Origin of the sequence: Flavobacterium sp. FlaQc-30 (assembly GCF_044005885.1) — a bacterium.
In the GTDB taxonomy this organism is placed as follows: domain Bacteria; phylum Bacteroidota; class Bacteroidia; order Flavobacteriales; family Flavobacteriaceae; genus Flavobacterium.
Genome location: NZ_JBIPCO010000009.1, coordinates 1 through 19,625, shown reverse-complemented (window position 1 = coordinate 19,625; position 19,625 = coordinate 1). Strand labels below are relative to the sequence as shown.

Annotated in this window: 20 protein-coding genes; 9 read left to right on the top strand and 11 right to left on the bottom strand. The window is 31.7% G+C overall.

Annotated features, from left to right (window positions below):
• Positions 1 to 101 precede the first annotated feature (101 nt).
• The 9 genes from ACHRV0_RS18390 (at position 102) to ACHRV0_RS18350 (ending at position 9,213) form a co-directional block, all read left to right on the top strand.
• Positions 102 to 1,190, top strand: a complete 1,089-nt coding sequence (locus ACHRV0_RS18390; RefSeq protein WP_089054213.1) for an LptF/LptG family permease — start codon at positions 102 to 104, stop codon at positions 1,188 to 1,190.
• Positions 1,177 to 2,064: a DMT family transporter gene (locus ACHRV0_RS18385; RefSeq protein WP_395441958.1), complete on the top strand. Its 888-nt coding sequence runs from the start codon at positions 1,177 to 1,179 to the stop codon at positions 2,062 to 2,064. Before ACHRV0_RS18390 ends, ACHRV0_RS18385 begins: the two co-directional genes overlap by 14 nt.
• Positions 2,065 to 2,175: 111 nt before the next feature.
• Positions 2,176 to 3,129, top strand: coding sequence for an acetyl-CoA carboxylase carboxyltransferase subunit alpha (locus ACHRV0_RS18380; protein WP_089054215.1), 954 nt, complete (start codon positions 2,176 to 2,178; stop codon positions 3,127 to 3,129).
• A gap of 140 nt (positions 3,130 to 3,269) precedes the next feature.
• Positions 3,270 to 4,814: a replicative DNA helicase gene (gene dnaB / locus ACHRV0_RS18375; RefSeq protein WP_089054216.1), complete on the top strand. Its 1,545-nt coding sequence runs from the start codon at positions 3,270 to 3,272 to the stop codon at positions 4,812 to 4,814.
• 190 nt (positions 4,815 to 5,004) lie between these two features.
• Entirely contained in the window at positions 5,005 to 5,367 is a 363-nt protein-coding gene (locus ACHRV0_RS18370; RefSeq protein WP_129025718.1) for a hypothetical protein, read from the top strand.
• 159 nt (positions 5,368 to 5,526) lie between these two features.
• On the top strand, positions 5,527 to 6,018 hold the full coding sequence (locus ACHRV0_RS18365) for a hypothetical protein (protein WP_395441956.1): 492 nt from the start codon (positions 5,527 to 5,529) through the stop codon (positions 6,016 to 6,018).
• 31 nt (positions 6,019 to 6,049) lie between these two features.
• Complete coding sequence (locus tag ACHRV0_RS18360; RefSeq protein ID WP_395441954.1) at positions 6,050 to 6,841, top strand: sensor histidine kinase; 792 nt, start codon at positions 6,050 to 6,052, stop codon at positions 6,839 to 6,841.
• A 110-nt stretch (positions 6,842 to 6,951) separates the two neighbouring features.
• Entirely contained in the window at positions 6,952 to 7,617 is a 666-nt protein-coding gene (locus tag ACHRV0_RS18355; RefSeq protein ID WP_129025712.1) for a response regulator transcription factor, read from the top strand.
• Between the two features lie 336 nt (positions 7,618 to 7,953).
• The gene (locus ACHRV0_RS18350) at positions 7,954 to 9,213 is read left to right on the top strand and encodes an asparagine synthetase B (RefSeq protein WP_395441952.1); all 1,260 of its coding nucleotides are present in this window, start codon (positions 7,954 to 7,956) and stop codon (positions 9,211 to 9,213) included.
• Here ACHRV0_RS18350 and ACHRV0_RS18345 read toward each other — a convergent pair.
• The 11 genes from ACHRV0_RS18345 to thrS all read right to left on the bottom strand — a co-directional run bounded on the left by ACHRV0_RS18345 (position 9,210) and on the right by thrS (position 19,257).
• A complete protein-coding gene (locus ACHRV0_RS18345; protein ID WP_395441950.1) occupies positions 9,210 to 10,013 on the bottom strand; it encodes an endonuclease/exonuclease/phosphatase family protein in 804 nt (267 codons plus the stop codon). The genes ACHRV0_RS18350 and ACHRV0_RS18345 overlap by 4 nt on opposite strands.
• Positions 10,014 to 10,104: 91 nt before the next feature.
• Positions 10,105 to 10,272, bottom strand: coding sequence for a hypothetical protein (locus tag ACHRV0_RS18340; RefSeq protein ID WP_164975068.1), 168 nt, complete (start codon positions 10,270 to 10,272; stop codon positions 10,105 to 10,107).
• A gap of 143 nt (positions 10,273 to 10,415) precedes the next feature.
• The gene (locus tag ACHRV0_RS18335; protein ID WP_129025706.1) at positions 10,416 to 11,084 is read right to left on the bottom strand and encodes a response regulator transcription factor; all 669 of its coding nucleotides are present in this window, start codon (positions 11,082 to 11,084) and stop codon (positions 10,416 to 10,418) included.
• 11 nt (positions 11,085 to 11,095) lie between these two features.
• Positions 11,096 to 12,862: a tetratricopeptide repeat protein gene (locus ACHRV0_RS18330; RefSeq protein WP_395441947.1), complete on the bottom strand. Its 1,767-nt coding sequence runs from the start codon at positions 12,860 to 12,862 to the stop codon at positions 11,096 to 11,098.
• Positions 12,863 to 12,873: 11 nt separating this feature from the next.
• Positions 12,874 to 14,541, bottom strand: a complete 1,668-nt coding sequence (locus ACHRV0_RS18325; protein WP_395441945.1) for a tetratricopeptide repeat protein — start codon at positions 14,539 to 14,541, stop codon at positions 12,874 to 12,876.
• A gap of 224 nt (positions 14,542 to 14,765) precedes the next feature.
• On the bottom strand, positions 14,766 to 15,200 hold the full coding sequence (locus tag ACHRV0_RS18320) for a carboxymuconolactone decarboxylase family protein (RefSeq protein ID WP_129026216.1): 435 nt from the start codon (positions 15,198 to 15,200) through the stop codon (positions 14,766 to 14,768).
• Between the two features lie 78 nt (positions 15,201 to 15,278).
• Positions 15,279 to 15,851 (bottom strand): Crp/Fnr family transcriptional regulator, encoded by a 573-nt coding sequence (locus ACHRV0_RS18315; RefSeq protein ID WP_129026218.1) that lies wholly within the window; start codon positions 15,849 to 15,851, stop codon positions 15,279 to 15,281.
• Positions 15,852 to 15,976: 125 nt separating this feature from the next.
• The gene (rplT, locus tag ACHRV0_RS18310) at positions 15,977 to 16,321 is read right to left on the bottom strand and encodes a 50S ribosomal protein L20 (RefSeq protein WP_007810721.1); all 345 of its coding nucleotides are present in this window, start codon (positions 16,319 to 16,321) and stop codon (positions 15,977 to 15,979) included.
• A gap of 101 nt (positions 16,322 to 16,422) precedes the next feature.
• Positions 16,423 to 16,620 (bottom strand): 50S ribosomal protein L35, encoded by a 198-nt coding sequence (gene rpmI / locus ACHRV0_RS18305; RefSeq protein ID WP_007810722.1) that lies wholly within the window; start codon positions 16,618 to 16,620, stop codon positions 16,423 to 16,425.
• 116 nt (positions 16,621 to 16,736) lie between these two features.
• Complete coding sequence (gene infC / locus ACHRV0_RS18300) at positions 16,737 to 17,288, bottom strand: translation initiation factor IF-3 (protein WP_089054229.1); 552 nt, start codon at positions 17,286 to 17,288, stop codon at positions 16,737 to 16,739.
• A 22-nt stretch (positions 17,289 to 17,310) separates the two neighbouring features.
• Positions 17,311 to 19,257, bottom strand: coding sequence for a threonine--tRNA ligase (thrS, locus tag ACHRV0_RS18295; protein WP_089054230.1), 1,947 nt, complete (start codon positions 19,255 to 19,257; stop codon positions 17,311 to 17,313).
• Between the last annotated feature and the right edge of the window lie 368 nt (positions 19,258 to 19,625).

Below are 19,625 nucleotides of genomic sequence, written 5' to 3'. Positions count from 1 at the left end.
AAGAGCTTCAAGTTTTATTAGTTTTAAGTTTCAAGTTGCCAATAGTAATCTGAAACTTAAAACGTGAAACCTGAAGTTTTTAAATTTGAAACAAAATTTATATGTTAACAATAATAGATAAATACATCTTAAAAAGATACCTTGGAACTTTTTCTGTGATGCTGCTTTTGTTTGCGCCAATCGGAATCGTAATTGATGTATCTGAGAAAGTTAATAAGATGCTGGAAAACAAGATTCCATTTATGGATATTGCGCTCTATTATTACAATTTTACTATTTATTTTATAAATTCCTTATTTCCGATATTCCTGTTTTTGTCAGTAATTTGGTTTACATCAAAACTGGCAAATAATACAGAAATTATCGCGATTTTAAGTTCGGGTATTTCGTATACGAGATTCTTGCGTCCTTATATTATTGGCGCTACAATTGTTTCTATTTTTGTTTTATTAATGGGGTTTTTCATTGTTCCGGCGGCGAGTGAAGGCTATAATAATTTTAGATATACGTATCTTAAAGGAAATGGTAAAGAACTTATGCGGGGTGAAAATACAAATGTTTACAGACAGATAAATGATCATGATTTTATCTTTGTAAATAGTTTTAATGAGGAAACAAAAACAGCATTTAATTTTACATTAGAACATTTTGAAAAAGAGAAGTTAACCTATAAAATTACTGCAAGTCGTATTAAGTGGGATCCAAAATTGAAAACGTATATTTTGTATGATTATACAAAAAGAACTTTAGGCGAATTGAATGATGTAATCGAAAAGGTTCCCGAAAAGAATGTCAAGTTTAAATTTGAACTAGCTGATTTAACTCCTGTTGTATACATAGCGGAAACACTTACTTTGGGCAAGTTAATCGACTTTATCGATAAAGAGAAAAAGAGAGGTTCAGGTAATATTAATACTTATTTAGTAGTTCTTTATAAAAAATATAGTGTGCCGGTTTCGGCTTTTATCTTAACCATTATTGCGGTTGCGGTTTCTTCTATGAAACGTCGAGGCGGTATGGGAACAAATTTAGCGATTGGAATTGCGATTGCCTTTTCATTTGTGTTTTTTGATAAAATATTTGGTACACTTGCCGAAAAATCTACTTTCTCACCATTTTTAGCTGTTTGGTTTCCAAATATTGTTTTTGGAATTCTAGCGGTTTACTTATTACGTAATGCGAAACGATAATTTAAAAAGTTACTTAAATCTTCATTTAATTGTTTTTATCTGGGGTTTTACGGCTATTTTGGGTGCTTTAATTACAATTGACGCCGAAAATTTAGTTTGGTTTAGAATGTTGATAGCTGGAATTTTTCTTGGCGTATTTATTGTTTACAAAAAACAGTCTTTTGCTATATCTGCACAATCTTTTGCTAAACTCATTTTTGTTGGATTATTGATAGCGCTTCACTGGATTTTTTTCTTCAAAGCAATTCATGTCTCTAATGTTTCAATAACATTGTCTATTTTTTCGCTCGGAGCTTTTTTTGCTTCTTTATTAGAGCCTCTGTTTTATGGGCGCAAAATTCTGTGGTATGAGGTTTTCTTTGGATTAGTTATTATTGCAGGTTTAGCCTTGATACTTCAAGTAGAAATAAAGTACCTGACGGGAGTTTATTACGCTTTAATATCAATAATTTTAGGAGTTTTATTCACTTTAATGAATGGTAAACTTATATCAGATCATGAACCATCCTTAATTACATTTTATGAATTTGGAGCAGGAGTTTTTTTTATCACAATTTATTTTTTGGTTTTAGGAAAATTCAATGCAGACTTTTTTGTGATGTCATTAAATAATTGGGTTTTGTTATTGGTTTTAGCTTCTGTCTGCACGGCTTATGCATTTACAGCTTCGGTGAAAGTGATGCAGCGATTAACGCCTTATACAGTAATGTTAACGACTAATTTAGAGCCTGTTTACGGAATTATGCTGGCTTATTTTATTCTTGGCGGAAAAGAAAAAATGAGTACAGAATTTTATATTGGCGCTTTAATAATTGTGATTACAGTTATTTTAAACGGCGTTTTTAAACATTACCAAAACAAGAAAAAACTGTAAAGTTTTACTTATTTTTAAATTACAATTTGATACTTTAATAACAATTAACTACGCCAATGATATAATATTTTTATATTTGCGGTTCGATTTAAAAACAAAATTCAAAAATCCATGGAATATTTAGATTTTGAGCTTCCAATAAAAGAACTTGAAGAACAGTTAGAAAAGTGCGTTATAATTGGAAAAGAATCTGATGTTGATGTTACGCCTACTTGTAAAGAAATCAACAAGAAATTAGTAGAGACTAAGAAAGAAATATACAAAAACCTTACGGCTTGGCAGCGTGTACAATTGTCAAGACATCCAAATAGGCCATATACTTTAGATTATATCAGAGCAATTTGTGGTGATACTTTTTTAGAGCTTCATGGAGACAGAAACTTTAAAGATGATAAAGCAATGGTTGGCGGTCTTGGTAAGATAAATGGACAGTCGTATATGATCATTGGTCAGCAAAAAGGAACAAATACTAAAACACGTCAGTATCGTAATTTTGGTATGGCAAACCCTGAAGGATACCGTAAAGCTTTGCGTTTAATGAAAATGGCAGAGAAATTTGGGATTCCAGTTGTAACTTTAGTAGATACTCCGGGTGCTTATCCAGGACTTGAAGCTGAAGAACGCGGGCAAGGAGAAGCTATCGCTAGAAATATTTTCGAAATGGTTCGTTTACAAGTGCCGATTATCACAATTATTGTTGGTGAAGGGGCTTCTGGAGGTGCTTTAGGAATTGGTGTTGGAGACAAAGTTTATATGTTAGAAAATACATGGTATTCTGTAATTTCACCAGAATCATGTTCTTCTATTTTATGGAAAAGCTGGGAGTACAAAGAACGTGCTGCTGAAGCTTTGAAATTGACTTCATCTGATATGAAAAAACAAAAATTAGTTGATGATGTTATTCCTGAACCACTTGGTGGAGCACACTACGACAGAGAAACTACTTTTAAAACAGTTGCGGAATATATTACCAAAGGATATAACGAATTGAAAGACTTATCAACAGCTGAGCTAATTGCCCAAAGAATGGACAAATACAGCAATATGGGCGAGTTTAAAGAGTAAATTCATAAAATATTATTTTAAATCCGAAGCCCTGCGGTTTCGGATTTTTTTTTGGTTATCAACAAAAAAAACTTATTTATAAACACACAATAGTTATAACTCGATAACAATTTTTTTTTAAATTTTGTTACTTTCGCTATATGGAAAATTTCAAAAACGTAAACCCTATAAAAGTCGATAAAACCACTATTATTAATCTGGAGAAAGGTAAATTACCTCCACAAGTAATAGAGATGGAAGAGGCTGTTCTTGGGGCAATGATGATCGATAAAAAAGGGGTTGATGATGTAATTGATATTTTGCAGCCTGATGCTTTTTACAAAGAATCACACAAACATATTTTTGAGGCAATTTTACAGCTTTTTACAGAAACGCAACCAATAGATTTGTTGACAGTTTCAAGTCAATTAAAGAAAAATGGAAAATTAGAAATAGCAGGCGGAGATTTTTATTTAATTCAGCTTACTCAAAAGATTGCGTCTTCTGCCCATATCGAATTTCACTCTCGTATTATTCTTCAAAAATTTATTCAAAGAAGTTTGATTCGAATTTCGTCTGAAATTATCGAAGAATCATATGACGAAAGTACAGACGTATTTGATTTGCTGGATAAAGCCGAGTCAAAATTATACGAAGTAACACAAGGAAATATTAAACGTAGTTCTGAAACTGCTCAGAGTTTAGTTTTACAAGCAAAGAAAAAAATTGAGGAAATTGCCGGTAAAGAAGGTTTGAGTGGTGTTGAAACTGGTTTTCATAATCTAGATAAATTAACTTCTGGATGGCAGCCCAGCGATTTAATTATTATTGCAGCGAGACCTGCGATGGGAAAAACAGCCTTTGTACTTTCAATGGCAAGAAATATCGCAATTCAATATGGACATGGGGTAGCTTTGTTCTCTTTGGAGATGGCATCAGTTCAGTTGATTACGAGGCTTATTTCTTCAGAAACAGGATTGTCTTCTGAAAAATTAAGAACAGGAAAATTAGAAAAACACGAATGGGAACAGCTGAGTACTAAAGTAAAAGATTTAGAAAAAGCCCCATTGTTTATTGACGATACACCATCACTTTCGATATTCGATTTACGTGCAAAATGCCGTCGTTTAGTTTCGCAGCATAGTATCAAAATTATAATCATTGATTATTTGCAGTTGATGACTGCTGGAGGAAATAATAAGGGAGGAGGAAATCGTGAGCAGGAAATTTCGACAATTTCCCGAAACTTAAAAGCCTTAGCAAAAGAGTTAAATGTTCCAGTAATTGCACTTTCGCAGTTGTCGCGTGCCGTTGAAACACGTGGATCAAGTAAGCGTCCGTTACTATCGGATCTTCGTGAATCTGGAGCTATTGAGCAGGATGCGGATATTGTTTCGTTTTTATACCGACCAGAATATTACAAAATCGAAGAATGGGATGATGATGAAGCTTCGCCAACAGCAGGTCAGGCCGAAATTATGATCGCGAAACACCGTAATGGTGGTATTGAAAACATTCGATTGAAATTTATAGGACACTTAGGAAAATTTGATAATCTTGATGATTTTTCAGGTGGTTATGATGATTTACCATCAAAAATGAACCATGATGATAATCCGTTTATTACGAAGAATTTACCTTCGGCAAATGAAGCTTTTGGCAGTAATTTGAATGACGATGATGATGATAGTGATGTTCCTTTTTAATTGTAAAAAAGAGATAGTAAAATAAATAAATCTTTGTAAGTTAAATACTTACGAAGATTTTTTTTTGTTCAGCAGTTCCTTAACTATCTGCAATTTTGCGTAATAATATTTCTTATATAAAATTAATTCGGTAGTTTAGCAAATCCAATTAACAAATTAAATACTATTAACCAATTTAAATCAAAAAACCATGAAAGAAGAAGACTTTCCAGGACCTATTAAAATTACAAAAGCGACTGCTGTAAAATGGGAGGAAAAATATCAAAAAGATACCACAATTGAAGACAGTACTAAAAAAGTAAAAGCTTTTTTAATACCAAGAGAAAGTTTAGAAATGGTATTAAAGCTTAATACTGTTGCTGTTCGTGCACATATTGGAATTAATGACCAAAACGAAAGAACGTTAATTTTTGTTGGAGCAAGATATGATAAAGAAACAGATACTTATGTAGATGTTTATGGGCCGCCTGTTCAGCCAAAAAATGCTGAAGATGCAGATCCGGGTGAAGATGAAGATGCTTATGATGGTGCTCGTCCTTGTCCTCCATATTGATTTTAAAAAAACTACAAAGTGGATGATTTTTTAATTTATTCAGCTTATTTGATTTTATTATTAAATCTTATATTATATTCATATAGCTTTTTCCGAAAGGAAAAAGCTAATGTTTTTTTTGTTTCTTACTTAGCTTTTTCCTTTTTACTGCAGATCTATATGGAGATTATTTATTTCCTAAGAGGTAATAATTTGCTGGCTATTAATATATTCTTTGTAGGACAAATGATTTTATTAGGGTTGTTCTATAATTCATTGATGCACATAAAAGGCCAAAAGTTATTTGTAAAAACCAGTGTGATAATTGCTTTAATGGTTTTAGGAGCACAGTGTATTATGGATCCAAATCAATTTTTTAAATTTAATTTATTTGAAATTACATTAACATCCTTGTTGATTGTTGTTTTTGCTCTAATTCATTTCTATAATATGCTTACAGAAAATAAAGAATACTATTATATAAGCATTGGCATTGTTTTTTATTTGCTAACCAGTACGGTGCTGTTTTTAGTAGGTAATCTTTCGCCCGAATTAAGTGCTGATCTAAAATACGTAACGTGGATGTTGAATGCTTTTTTAATCGTAGTGTATCAGCTTTTTATTTTATACGATTGGATTAAAAGCAATCCCAAAAAAGGTTCATTAGTTTAATTGAAAAATTTGCGATAAAGATTAACTTAATATGAGAACGAACTCAATTCCTGAAAAAGAACTTGTTGCCATAATTTTATATATTTCACTTTTTTTTATTGTAGTAGCAGTTGTTTTAATAATATTCTTTTATTTCTCTAGAAAGAAAATAATTCAAAAGGAAATTGAGAATAAAAATCTTGAAATTCAGCATCAAAAGGATCAGCTTCATGCTATAATTGTTACTCAAGAAGAAGAGCGAAAGCGAATTGCTCAGGATTTGCATGACGATATTAGTTCTAAGCTGAATATAGTTTCACTAAATAGTCATTTGCTGACTTCTCCAAATTTAACTGAACAGGAAATAAGTGAAATAACCGAAAATATTATTTCACTTACTGCAAAAGCACTTGAGAATTCAAGAAAAATTGCACATAATTTGTTGCCGCCAGTTTTTGAAAAATTTGGACTTAATGCAGGAATCGAAGAGTTATGTGAAGAATTTGAAAGCGGAAAATCGGTGCAGACACATTATGAAAATGAGCTTGATTTTGACGAGAATGATATTGATCGTCATTTGCATGTTTTTAGAATTCTTCAAGAGTTGATGAACAATTCTGTTCGCCACGGAAAAGCTGCTGAAATTTGGATTAGTTTTAGGTTAGTTGATGAAACTCCAACTTGTTATTATGAAGATAATGGAGTAGGGTTTGACAGTAAAAATGCCGAAAATCAAAAAGGACTTGGTTGGAAAAATATTGATTCTCGAATATCTTTCTTGAACGGAACAATTAAGTTAAAGTCTGAAATTGGCAAAGGACTTGCTGTTGTTTTTACTTTTTAGCAGAGTATAGTGTTTAAAAACTAGATTTTAACCAATTTAACAGGAGTTTCGAGGTTTTTTTGGTTCAAATTTCGTAATTTCGGGAAACCAAATGACCAAAAACATAAAAAATGAATCCCGTTATAAAAATTGCTTTAGTCGATGACGAAGTATTGTTTCGAAAAGGAATAGCTTTTTTATTGCAAAGAGAAGCTAATATTGAAATTGTTTTTGAATCCTCAAATGGCGAAGAATTAGTTTCAAAGCTGCAAGAAAATGATAATATACCAGATATTATTATCATGGATTTGAAAATGCCTGTTTTAAATGGTGTTGAAGCAACAAAAATTATTCGAAAATCTTTCCCTCAAATAAAAATTATTGCACTTACTAGTTACGACTCTAAATCATTTATTGCAAATATGATTCAAGTTGGAGCCGTTGCTTATTTAATTAAAAATACAACTCCAAAAGATTTAATTAAAACCATTAATGAAGTTTATACAAAGGGGTTTTATTATAACGAAAGTGTTTTAAAAACAATTCAAGAAACCATTGTATCTTCAAAAAACTCTAAAGGAAGTTTAGAAACGAGTTTTCTTTCGCCTCGTGAAATTGAAATTCTTCAGCTTATTTGTCAGCAAAAAACAACTACAGAAATTGCAGAGCATCTTTTTTTAAGTCCGAGAACAGTCGAAGGGCATCGCAATAATTTACTGCTAAAAACAGAATCTAGAAATATTGCTGGTTTAGTAGTATATGCTATTCAAAACGAAATCGCAGTTTTGACCCTATAAATTTAGCTGGTTAAAAAATGAATAGATAATACGTAATATAGTATTATCGTAAATACAAGTAAGCAAAGACCTATTTTTTGTATTACATTAAGACCTTTTGGTTGGTTGTTACTATCATTAAACTTCATGGCTATGGTTTTACATTGATTAGTTTGATGATTTGGGATTTCAAATGTAAGTAGTTTTTTCATTTAAAGAGTACGTGTTTATACGTGTTTTTCTATTACCGTGATTCATTTATGTGTATTGACTTTTAACGTTTTATTTAATTATAAAACATTTATATCTTTTGTGTTTTTGCAGGTATCCTTATATCTTTACTAAAATAATTTTCTGATGAAAAAAAACTTCCTATATATATTTATTGTATTGCTGTCATTTCAAGCTAAAGCTTCGTTTATACTGCTTCCAATGGATGAGACCACTCAGCAGAATCATTTAAAGGCATACGGGATAACATATTGGTGTTTAAGTAAAGATTATAAAGCAAGCTGGCTGCTTAATTATCGCGGCGGTTCATTTTTACTGCCTGATGCTGAGGAAATTCGCAAAGAATGTAAAATTAGAGGAGTAAGTTTTGAGATACTTTCTGATAGTGAAGAAGCTTCTTTATTAAACGATATTTCCAGCCCGTCTCAAAATATGGAATCTGTTATTCTTGAAAAAGCGCCAAAAATTGCAGTTTATACTCCAAAAGGGAAGCAACCATGGGATGATGCTGTAACGCTGGTTTTGACTTATGCCGAAATTCCATTTACACCAATTTATGACGAGGAAGTTTTAGGTGATCAATTATTGCTTTATGATTGGCTTCATTTACATCATGAAGATTTTACTGGACAATATGGAAAATTTTATACCGCTTATAAAAATACCCCATGGTATATTGAACAAAAGAAAGATGCCGAAGCTTTAGCTTCGAAATTGGGTTATCCTAAAGTTTCAATAGAAAAAGGAGCAGTTGCAAAAAAAATTAGAGATTTTGTAGTTGGCGGCGGCTTTATGTTTGCAATGTGTTCAGCTACTGATAGTTTTGATATTGCTCTTGCCGCTGACGGCGTTGATATTTGTGAAACCATGTTTGATGGAGATCCAAGTGAATCTAATTATCAGTCAAAATTGAATTATGGAAATTCATTTGCGTTTAAAAACTTTATTTTGGAACGAAGACCAGAAGTTTATGAGTTTTCAGATATTGATATGACCTCTGTACGTCGAGTTCCTATGGATAAAGATTATTTTACTTTAATGGAGTTTTCTGCAAAGTGGGATCCAATTCCAAGTATGTTATGTCAGAATCATACTCAATTGGTAAAAGGATTTATGGGACAGACAACTTCGTTTAATGAAACTTTGGTAAAATCAAATGTTCTTGTAATGGGAACTTGCGAAATAAATGGCGAAGCCAGGTACATTCATGGTGAAAAGGGAAAAGGGATGTTTACTTTTTTTGGAGGTCATGATCCAGAGGATTATCAGCATCAAGTTGGTGATCCGCCTACTGTTTTAGATTTACATCCAAATTCTCCGGGTTATCGTTTAATTTTAAATAATGTTTTATTTCCTGCTGCAAAAAAGAAAAAACTGAAAACTTAATTGAGTGAAAATTCAAACCAAATAGGGATGTGATCTGATATTTTTCTAGCTTCTTGAAGAGAATCAAATTTTTTGTAAAATAAAATTACTCCAGATCGAGTATTTTTAAACTTAGCAGGATTGTAGAAAATATTGTCAAATTCAGACGATAAACATTCGTCATATTTGCATTTTTGCTTTAAAGTGGTTTTTTGTTTTTGCAGTATAGATATATATCCAACTTTTTTTAGCGGATTGAAAACAGTATGCGATTCTGGACAATTAAAATCACCTGCAAAAACTAAGTTTAAATCTGGATATTCTTGAGGAAGAAATTTAAAGTACTTAATTTCAGTTTCAGGCTGTTTCTTTTTTGTAATGGCGTGAAAATTAACTAGAGTTACCGTTTTTTTATCAATTTCAAATGTTGCAAAATAAGGCTCTCGGTCAATTTCTAACGAATATTTTTTTTCAAGCCAAGGTTTTCCTTTTAGTTTAGCTTTGCTGGTTTTCCAGAGAAAAGCATAACGTTCTGTTTTGTAGCTCGTACCGCTGGTTGGTTCACTAATGGTATAATCCCATTTTGATCCTTTTTCATTTAACAATTGTGAAAGTTTTGCAACAGTTTGTGCGCCGCCATATCCTGCTACAATTTCTTGAATCGCAACAATATCGTAGTCTTGAACAGTAGCAGCTATAAAATTTAAGCTGGATTGAGTTTTTGATTTGCCAAAATTTTCCAAATTCCAAGAAAGAAATTTGGTTTGTGAAAATGAATGAGCTGTAAATAGTAAGAGAACGTAAATTATAGTGTTTTTCATCTGCTTATAAAAAAAAATCAAAGATAAGCAATTGGGTTTTTCTCTCTCTTTTTATAACTTCATTGTTAGATGCTATTTTGTTCTAATCAGCTTAGTGTTTTTTATATCTGTTTTTCAATGCTGTTCCAATAATAATAATTTGTAAAACAAGAAGAGCAGGAATAAAAACAATTTTCCAATCAACTTCAAGCCATCCTGTTTTCTCAGAAACTAGAGCAAAAGTCAGGGAAAGAAATAGGCACAAGATCATAGTTTTCATAATAATTTTATTATTGGTTGTATTTATTTTTGCAAATAAATTGAATTTGTATTTTAACTTCATTAGGTAGATTCGTAGGTTATAGCAAACTTATGTCTATAAATGTGCATTTCCTTACGGGAATCCGTAAAAGAATAGAAAAATTAAACCAGTCCAAAATCCTTTGCAATAGCAATTAAATGCACATTGTTATTCGCTTTGAAGTAGATTTTTAATTTATTTATTCGTTTTTCTATGCTGCTCGTTCCATTAGGAGTTATTGCATTTACTTTAAACTCATTTGAAATACTTTCTAATATATGACCTTGAGCTAGAAGTTTTAAAATTGAAATGTCATAAGACTCAATTTCTATCAACGATTTATCATTAAAACTAAAATTTAAATCTGATGATAGTATTTTCTCCTCTTCATTATAGGTCTTCTCAATTGCATTTCTTAATTCATGAATGCTATTTCTTCCTTTTGAAACATAAGCATTAATCCCTAAATCATTAAAAAGGGTTTTAATTCTGTATGGTTTATCTTCTATTGAGAATACAATCTTTTTTATGCTGGGTTGTATTGCATTAATTGCTTCTATCAGATCATCTCCGCTTTCTAGAATAGTTTCGCGATGATCTATTTTAAAAGATAAATCAGTAATTAGTAAATCATAAGGTTCTTTATCTTTTAAACCTTTCTTTATTTTTAATAATCCGTCATCACAGTATTTTACATGATGAATTATAGGTATTTGTAAATCTTCAAGCGCTTGAATAACCGCTATGCTTATACTATCTAGATCTTCTGCTACTAAAACTTTTTTAAACATAATACTTTACTTTATAAAGGGAAAGTGAAATTTATCTTGAAACCTTTTTCTGAATTATGGTCAAAATTAATAGTTCCATTTATTGTTTTAATACGGTTTTCCACATTTTGCACTGTATTTTTTAAAAATGTTTTTTTGTTTTCAGTTCCAACCCTGTTGTCACTATAGGTGACAGTGATATTTTTTTGAACTATTTTGAAAGAAACTATTACTAGAGAGGCATTGCTGGCATTTTTCATAATTTGAAATAATTCTTGCAGCACTCGATAGATAATTATTTTTTTGTTTTTATCTATTTTATTCCAATGAATATCATTCAGGCCGTTTGTTAAAATGCTTATTTGTGCTGTTTTAAAACCTGAAATCATTTCTTTAAGACCAGATTCGTATCTTTCATTTGTGTCAATACTGCTGTTTTCTCTCGAAATAGTACGTGTTTGAGAATAAATTTTTTCAAGATTATTTAATAGTTCAGTTTTATTTTCGACAGTTTCTAGATCGTTTCTTTTAACAAAAGACAAAGCATTGTATACTTGAAGAGTAAGCTCATTGTGTAGTTTTCCTGAAATTCTTTTTTCACTTTCAAATACAGCTTCTTTTTTTTCTTTTTTCCCCTTTAGAGATAAGTAAAATAATAGAATTATAAAAAATCCAATTATGAAAATGATTATAATATATGAAATGATATTTCGATTTTTATGTCGTTCTAATTGCAGTTCATTTTCTATCTTTTCTGCTTTGAGCTGTAGATTTTGCTCTTTATCTACCTTAGACTCGTATCTCATTGTAGAAAATTGATTCTTACTCATTTTTCCTGCTTTTGCAATACTGTCTGTAAGATGAATGTACCTTTCAGTTTGTTTTTTAAGTTCATTTCCTTCACTAGATTCGATCACGACATAAAGGCTGAGAATAATTTCTGTTGCAGATTTCATTTTTTCAGCTGTTTTTAGTGCTTCTGCGGCATATTTTTTTGCTAATCTAGGATCTCTTTTTTGAAAATATGTAGATAGATGGCGGTAACTGTTTACTAAACCTTCGCTGCTTTGTGGCTGCAGACGAATTTCTAGAGCTTTGTAATAACATTTTAAAGCTTCATCATAATTTCCTTTTTGATAATAGCAGTATCCCATATTGTCTAGTACAAAAGCATAATTGCTATCGTCTAAATGTTTATGGTTAGAAGCGTGGACATTAGAAGCAAGGATTTGATAAATCTCTATTGCTTTGTCATATTCATTTTTGTTTTTATAAGTAGCCGCGATATTATTTAAAGCAACACGTTTTCTCCATAAACTTGTTTTTAGTCTTAGCGCCTTTTTAAAATAAAGTTCCGCATTAGTAAAGTCATAAGTACTTAAGTAATTTTGTCCTTGTACATTGTAAATAAGCCAAGAATATCTAGGGTTCTTAATTAACTTTAAATACGGTAATGCTTTTGTAGCTGCAATTTCGCTGGAAATATAATCCGAGCTTGAGTAGTGTAGATCTGCGATACAATACAGTGCATATACATAATCTGTTGTATTGATTTCTGGATCACAAAGTTTTATAGCCTTATTATATGTTAGAATTGCCAGTTCTCTATTGTCATCGTCAAAGTACAGATCTGCTTTATCTATTAATCTTTTAATTTCGATAGAGTTATCCTTAGCCTTTTGCTGTATTATTGCGTTTTTATTTCTCTGAAATTGTAACAGAAATATTGCCCCAACTATTAATATTGTTAAGAATATTAAAAAGTACTTTAAGAAAAATCTATTCTTAATAAACTTCATTGTTTTTATAATCAAATTGAGAATTTAAAGATAACCTTAAACCCATTACTAGGAGTGGAATCAAATTTAATTTCTCCTTTTACAGAATTAATTCTGTTCTCTACATTGTAAAGACCATTTTTAAAAGTCATAGAATTTAAATTGATGCCTTTTCCATTGTCCGTATAAGTGACCGTAATATTTTTATTGCTTTTTTTAAAGTTAATACCAACTAGTGTAGCGTTACTATGCTTTTTCATGTTTACGAGTAATTCTTGTAGTACCCTATAAGTGGTTATTTTTTTGTTTTTTTCAACTTCATTCCAAGGGATGTTTTCAATACCATTAAGTAGAAGATTAATTTCGGGAGTATTGAAACCTGCAATCATCTCTTTTAAAAATAAGATGTATTTTTCAGACGTTATAATTGGACTGTTTTCTTTTGATATATCTCTAGTTCGAGAATATATTACATCTAGATTTTTTATTAATTGTTCTTTATTTTCAGATACAGAAAGGTTTTTGTTCTCGGCAAAAGCCATAGTATGGTAAATGTCATTTGCTAATTCATCATGCAGTTTTTTAGCAATTCTTGTTTCGCTTTTGTAGGTTGCTTCAATTTTTTCTTTATTAGCTTTAGATGTTAAATGAAAGTACAACGCTAATATTAAGCTTAAACTTAATATAATAATGATATAAGAAATTATATTTCGATTTTTTTGTCTTTCTAATTGCAGTTCGTTTTCAATTTTATCGGTTTTCAGTTTAAGGTTTTCGTTTCTCTCTTTTTTTGAGTCATACTTAATTCGAGCAAATTGATTTTTTGCTTTCTGTCGTATTTCGGTTAGACTATCATTAAGTTTAATGTATAAGAGAGAGTATTTTTTTAGTTCATTGCTTGCAGAGCAGTTTACTAATAACTTTAGAGCAGACATTCTGCCTTCGGAGTACTTTACAAGAGCCGCGTTTTCATAACTAAGCTGTGCATATTTTTTTGATAGCGAAGGATTTTTGAGCTGGTAAAATTCAGCCAAATGCAGATAAATTTTAGAAGTCGAAAGATAATCTTTTGTTTCGGCTGCCGCTTTTAGTGCTTTTTCAAAGTATGAAAGTGCTCGTGGATCCTCAATTTTAAAATAGCAAAAACCTATATTGTCTAGTACTTTTACATGGTTTTCGGGGTTTTCAAGAATTTCTTTTTTCTCAATCAAAGAAGTAAAAATGTCTAAAGCTTCATTGTATTTGCCCTGTTCTAATAAAACGACCGCTATATTGTTTGTCGTACTTAGTTTTCTCCATTCACTTATATTTAAACTTAATGCTTTTTTATAGTAGGATAATGCATTGTTGTAATCATAAGTAAAGAGGTAGTTGTTGCCCAATTCTATATAAGTGTTCCAAATATGTTTAGGATTTTTTATGTGTTTAAGATGAGGCAAAGCTTCGGTAAGAGTTGATTCACTGCCAGTATAATCTCCTTGATATCTTTGGATTTCAGCCATAGAATTTAATGTGCTGACAAAGCTTTCTGTTTCTGTTTTTGGGTTGCAAATAAATTTCGCCTTATTGTAGTAAAAAAAAGCACTGTCAAAATTTTGATCATCATAAAAGCGATCTCCTATTGCGATCAGTTTTTCTGCTTTTTCTTTTGTGTTGGTTGCCGCAACTTTTAAAGATTCCTCTTTTTGACATGAAAACAAAATAACAAATATTAGAATTATGTATAGGGATATTATCTTGTGTTTTTGTTTCATGCGCCAAAAGTAAAAAAAATAAATCCCCTTGAAAGAGTATATATACGGTATTTTTAAAACTTAGAATAAAACTATTTTTTCTATTTCTCATTAGCAATTAGATACGAAAAAGCCCTCTAGATAGAGGGCTTCTGAATTTCGTAAGCTTGTAAAATTTATCTTTATAAAAATTAAACAGCTCTAAGTCCTGTTGTAATTGCTAATCTATTCCAAGAGTTAATTGTGATGATTGCAAGGATGATTTCTGCTAAATATTTTTCATCAAATAAGTTTGCAGCATTTTGATAAACTTCATCAGAAACATGATTTCCAATTAAAGTTACAGCTTCAGTTAAAGCCAAAATTGCTTTTTCTTCTTCAGTATAAACATCAGCTTCGCGCCAAGCGCTGGTTAAATAAATGCGTTGCTCTGTTTCGCCTTGTTTTCTTGCATCTGCAGTATGCATATTAATACAAAAGGCACAACCATTTATTTGTGAAGCACGAATTTTAATTAGTTCTTTATGAGTTGGTGTTAATGAAGTTGTTGAGATGTATTTTTCTAAATTCATTAATGCTTGATATGCTTGCGGGGCAACTTCCGGGATAACGATTCTTGATTTCATTTTATATGTTTTAAAAGTTCTATACAAAGGTCAGTAATGAATGCTTTAAAAAACTTGAACTACTTCAAGAAATGCAGCTTATACTTTTCCTGCCCTGATTTTACTCATAAATTCAGCCGAAAAATCTAAGTAAGAAGCAAGCATGTACTGAGGAACGCGTTGTACAAAGTCGGGATTTAGATTATTAAAATGATGATATCTCTCTTCTGCCGACATTGTGAACAGAAATTTAATTCTCATTTGAGCAGCTCCAAATGATTTTTGAGAAACAATTCGAAAGTATCGTTCTAACTTCGGAATCTCAATTAATAGAGATTCTAGAGTGTTTTTTTCAATTGCTATCAATTCACAGTTTTCAACTGTCTGAATATAGAAATGTGATGGAGTAGTATTGTGATAACTTAAATAATCAGTAATCCACCAATTTTCAATCGCAAATTGCAAGGTTTGTTCTGTTCCTTTCGAGTTAATTATATACTGCCTTGCGCAGCCTTTTGTTATAAAATATATTGTATTACAAACTTGTCCTTCTTGCAATAGATGTTCTTTCTTTTTTATTTTCGCGAGTTTCAAACATGATTGAAGTAAGTCAATTTCTGAAGGCTCAAGTGTTACAAATTTCTGAATGTGATCAAAAAGAGGAGTAAACATTTTGTGGTTGTTTTTTTAAAGAGTCTTAAAGGTAAAGCAGATTGTTGTAAAAACAAAAAACCATCCGAATTAACGAATGGTTTTTTTATGATAAGTAAGTAATCTAAATTGAGTTTATAAAACGTTTATTTTACTTTATTAAGTATTGCTTTGAAAGCTTCAGGGTGGTTCATAGCTAAATCTGCAAGAACTTTACGGTTCAATTCGATTCCGTTAGCTTTTACTTTCCCCATGAATTGAGAATAAGACATTCCTTCTAATCTAGCTCCAGCGTTGATACGTTGAATCCATAAAGCACGGAAATTTCTTTTGTTTTGTTTTCTATCGCGGTAAGCGTAGCACATTGCTTTCTCTACTGCATTCTTAGCAACTGTCCAAACGTTTTTACGTCTACCAAAGAAACCTTTGGCTTGCTTCATTATTTTTTTTCTTCTTGCTCTTTTAGCAACTGAATTTACCGATCTTGGCATAATTTTAATGTGTTTTTGTAGCAGGCGTCCTGAATTAAATCAAAGGAACTTAAAAGCCGTACTCCAAGGTTATATAAATAATTTTTTAACCTAAAGAATTATTAGATAATTCTTAATTGTTGTTTGATGCTTTTCATATCTGTTGAGTGAACTAGCGCTGAGTGAGTCAAAGCTAATTTACGTTTTTTAGATTTTTTAGTCAAGATGTGACTTTTAAAAGCATGCTTTCTTTTAATCTTTCCAGAACCAGTAACTTTAAAACGTTTCTTAGCGCTAGATTTAGTTTTCATTTTAGGCATTTTTCCTAGTGTTTTAATTTATTCTTACTTACTTATATCTTGAGTCAGAAAGTTCAAAAGTCAAAAGTCAAAAGTCAGTTTATGACTTTCGACTTTAAGACTTTAAGCTTTAAGACTTATTTCTTTTTCTTAGGAGCAATGAACATAATCATTCTCTTTCCTTCAAGAACAGGCATAGCTTCAACTTTACCATGTTCTTCTAGATCTGTAGCCAAACGCAACAATAAAATTTGTCCTTGATCTTTATAGATGATTGAACGTCCTTTAAAGAAAACGAATGCTTTTAATTTAGAACCTTCTTTTAAGAATTTCTCAGCATTTTTTCTTTTAAATTCATAATCATGCTCATCTGTTTGAGGACCAAAACGAATCTCTTTTACAACAACTTGTGAAGACTTAGCTTTTAATGCTTTATCACGTTTCTTTTGTTCGTAAACAAATTTCTTGTAATCCATGATTTTACAAACCGGCGGCTCAGCATTTGGCGAAATTTCAACCAAGTCTAATTCAAACTGATCTGCTAGACGTAAAGCTTCTGCAAGCTTAAATACACCTGGTTCGATGTTCTCGCCTACTAACCTCACTTCTTGTACACCACGAATATTGTTGTTTATTCTGTGTGCATCTTTTTTTTCTACTCGAGGTTGAAAACCTCTGTTACTTTTTATTGCTATGACTTTCTAATTTAAGTTAAACTGTAAATACTTTTAATGTCTTTTTTATTTCTTCGTCTACAATCGAAGCAAATTCTTCGATAGAAACTGTGATATTGCCTTTTCCTTCTTGTCCATGGCGGCGTATAGAAATTGTGCCGTTTTTCTCTTCTTCCTCGCCTACAATCAGCATAAACGGGATTTTTTGCATTTCGGCATCTCTAATTTTCTTACCGATGGTTTCGTTTCGGTTGTCAATTAGGGCGCGAATTTCGTGATTTTCTAGCAAATCTAAAACTTTTTTAGCATAATTTTCGTATTTCTCGCTCAAAGACAAGATAATAGCCTGTTCTGGCATAAGCCAAAGCGGGAAATTTCCTGCAGTGTGTTCTAGTAAAATTGCTATAAAACGTTCCATAGATCCAAAAGGAGCTCTGTGAATCATAACTGGGCGATGTAATTCATTATCAGCGCCTTTGTATGTCAAATCAAAACGCTCAGGTAAGTTGTAATCTACCTGAATAGTTCCTAATTGCCATTGTCTACCTAAAGCATCTTTAACCATAAAGTCAAGCTTAGGTCCATAGAATGCAGCTTCGCCATATTCAACAACAGTATTTAAACCTTTATCGGCAGCTGCATTGATGATAGCGTTTTCAGCTTTCTCCCAGTTTTCATCTGTACCAATATATTTTTCTCTGTCTTCTTGGTCTCTTAATGAGATTTGAGCAGTAAAGTTTTCAAAACCTAATGAACCAAATACATATAATACTAAGTCGATTACCTTTTTGAATTCCTCATCTAATTGCTCTGGAGTACAAAAGATATGTGCATCATCCTGAGTAAAACCACGTACACGAGTTAAGCCGTGTAATTCGCCAGACTGCTCGTATCTATATACAGTGCCAAATTCAGCATAACGCTTAGGTAGATCTTTATATGACCAAGGTCTTACATTGTAAATCTCACAGTGGTGAGGGCAGTTCATTGGTTTCAATAAAAACTCTTCACCTTCGGCAGGAGTATGTATTGGCTGAAAACTATCTGCACCATATTTAGCATAGTGACCAGAAGTAACATAAAGTTCTTTTTGTCCAATATGTGGACTCACAACTTGTTCGTAACCTGCTTTCTTTTGAGCTTTCTTTAAAAATTGCTCTAAACGTTCTCTTAACGCTGCTCCTTTTGGCAGCCATAAAGGTAAGCCTTGACCAACTTTCTGAGAGAAAGCAAACAATTCTAATTCTTTTCCTAATTTACGGTGATCGCGACGTTTCGCTTCTTCAAGAAGTTCAAGGTACTCTGTTAAATCTTTTTGTTTAGGGAAAGAAGTTCCATAAACACGAGTTAACTGCTTGTTTTTCTCGTCACCTCTCCAGTAAGCGCCAGCAACACTCATTACTTTCATGGCTTTAATAATTCCGGTATTCGGAATATGTCCACCACGACATAAATCTGTAAAAGTTGAGTGATCACAAAAAGTGATAGTTCCATCTTCAAGATTAGAAATCAATTCAGTCTTGTAAACGTTGTCTTTGTACATTTCTAATGCGTCAGCTTTGCTAACCGGACGCATTTTGAATTCATGCTTTCCTCTTGAAATTTCAAGAACACGATCTTCGATCTTTTTAAAATCAGCCTCAGAGATCTTTTGGTCTTCAAAATCAACATCATAATAAAAACCATTAGCAATTGCTGGTCCAAGAGTTAATTTAATTCCTGGGTACAATTCCTCTAGGGCTTGTGCCATTACGTGTGAAGTCGAATGCCAGAAAGCTTTTTTACCCTCAGCATCATTCCAAGTATATAATATAAGATTACCATCGGTCGTTAATGGAGTCTCGGTTTCAATAGTTGTACCATTAAAAGATGCAGAAATAACATTTCGTGCAAAACCTTCGCTAATGTTTTTAGCGACCTCCATTGGAGTTACGCCTTGAGCGAACTCTCTAATTGACCCATCGGGTAAAGTAATCTTGATCATTGTTTATAATTTTGTGAATGCAAATATAAGTGATTACAAAAATACATACAATATATATATGTATAAGATTGATGTTATATAATAAGAAGGATGTGGTGTTGTATTGTGTAAATGGAAAGTTCTACTATAATATAATAGGAGTGAAGGTTTGTTTGATTTGAGAAAGTTGAAGTTCTTTTAAGTTTAAAAAAGGAGCTTAATCCCGCTATCCGTTACAATCTTTTTACGGCAAACCCTGCCATAAAAAGGATTTTCACTTCTATCGGGGCTATTGCAGCGGTTTTCAGAAGAAAATATCAGGAAAAAACGAAATCAGAGAAGTAAAACCAGACTCCTGGGGATTAAGAAGGGTATACGAACTTTGATTT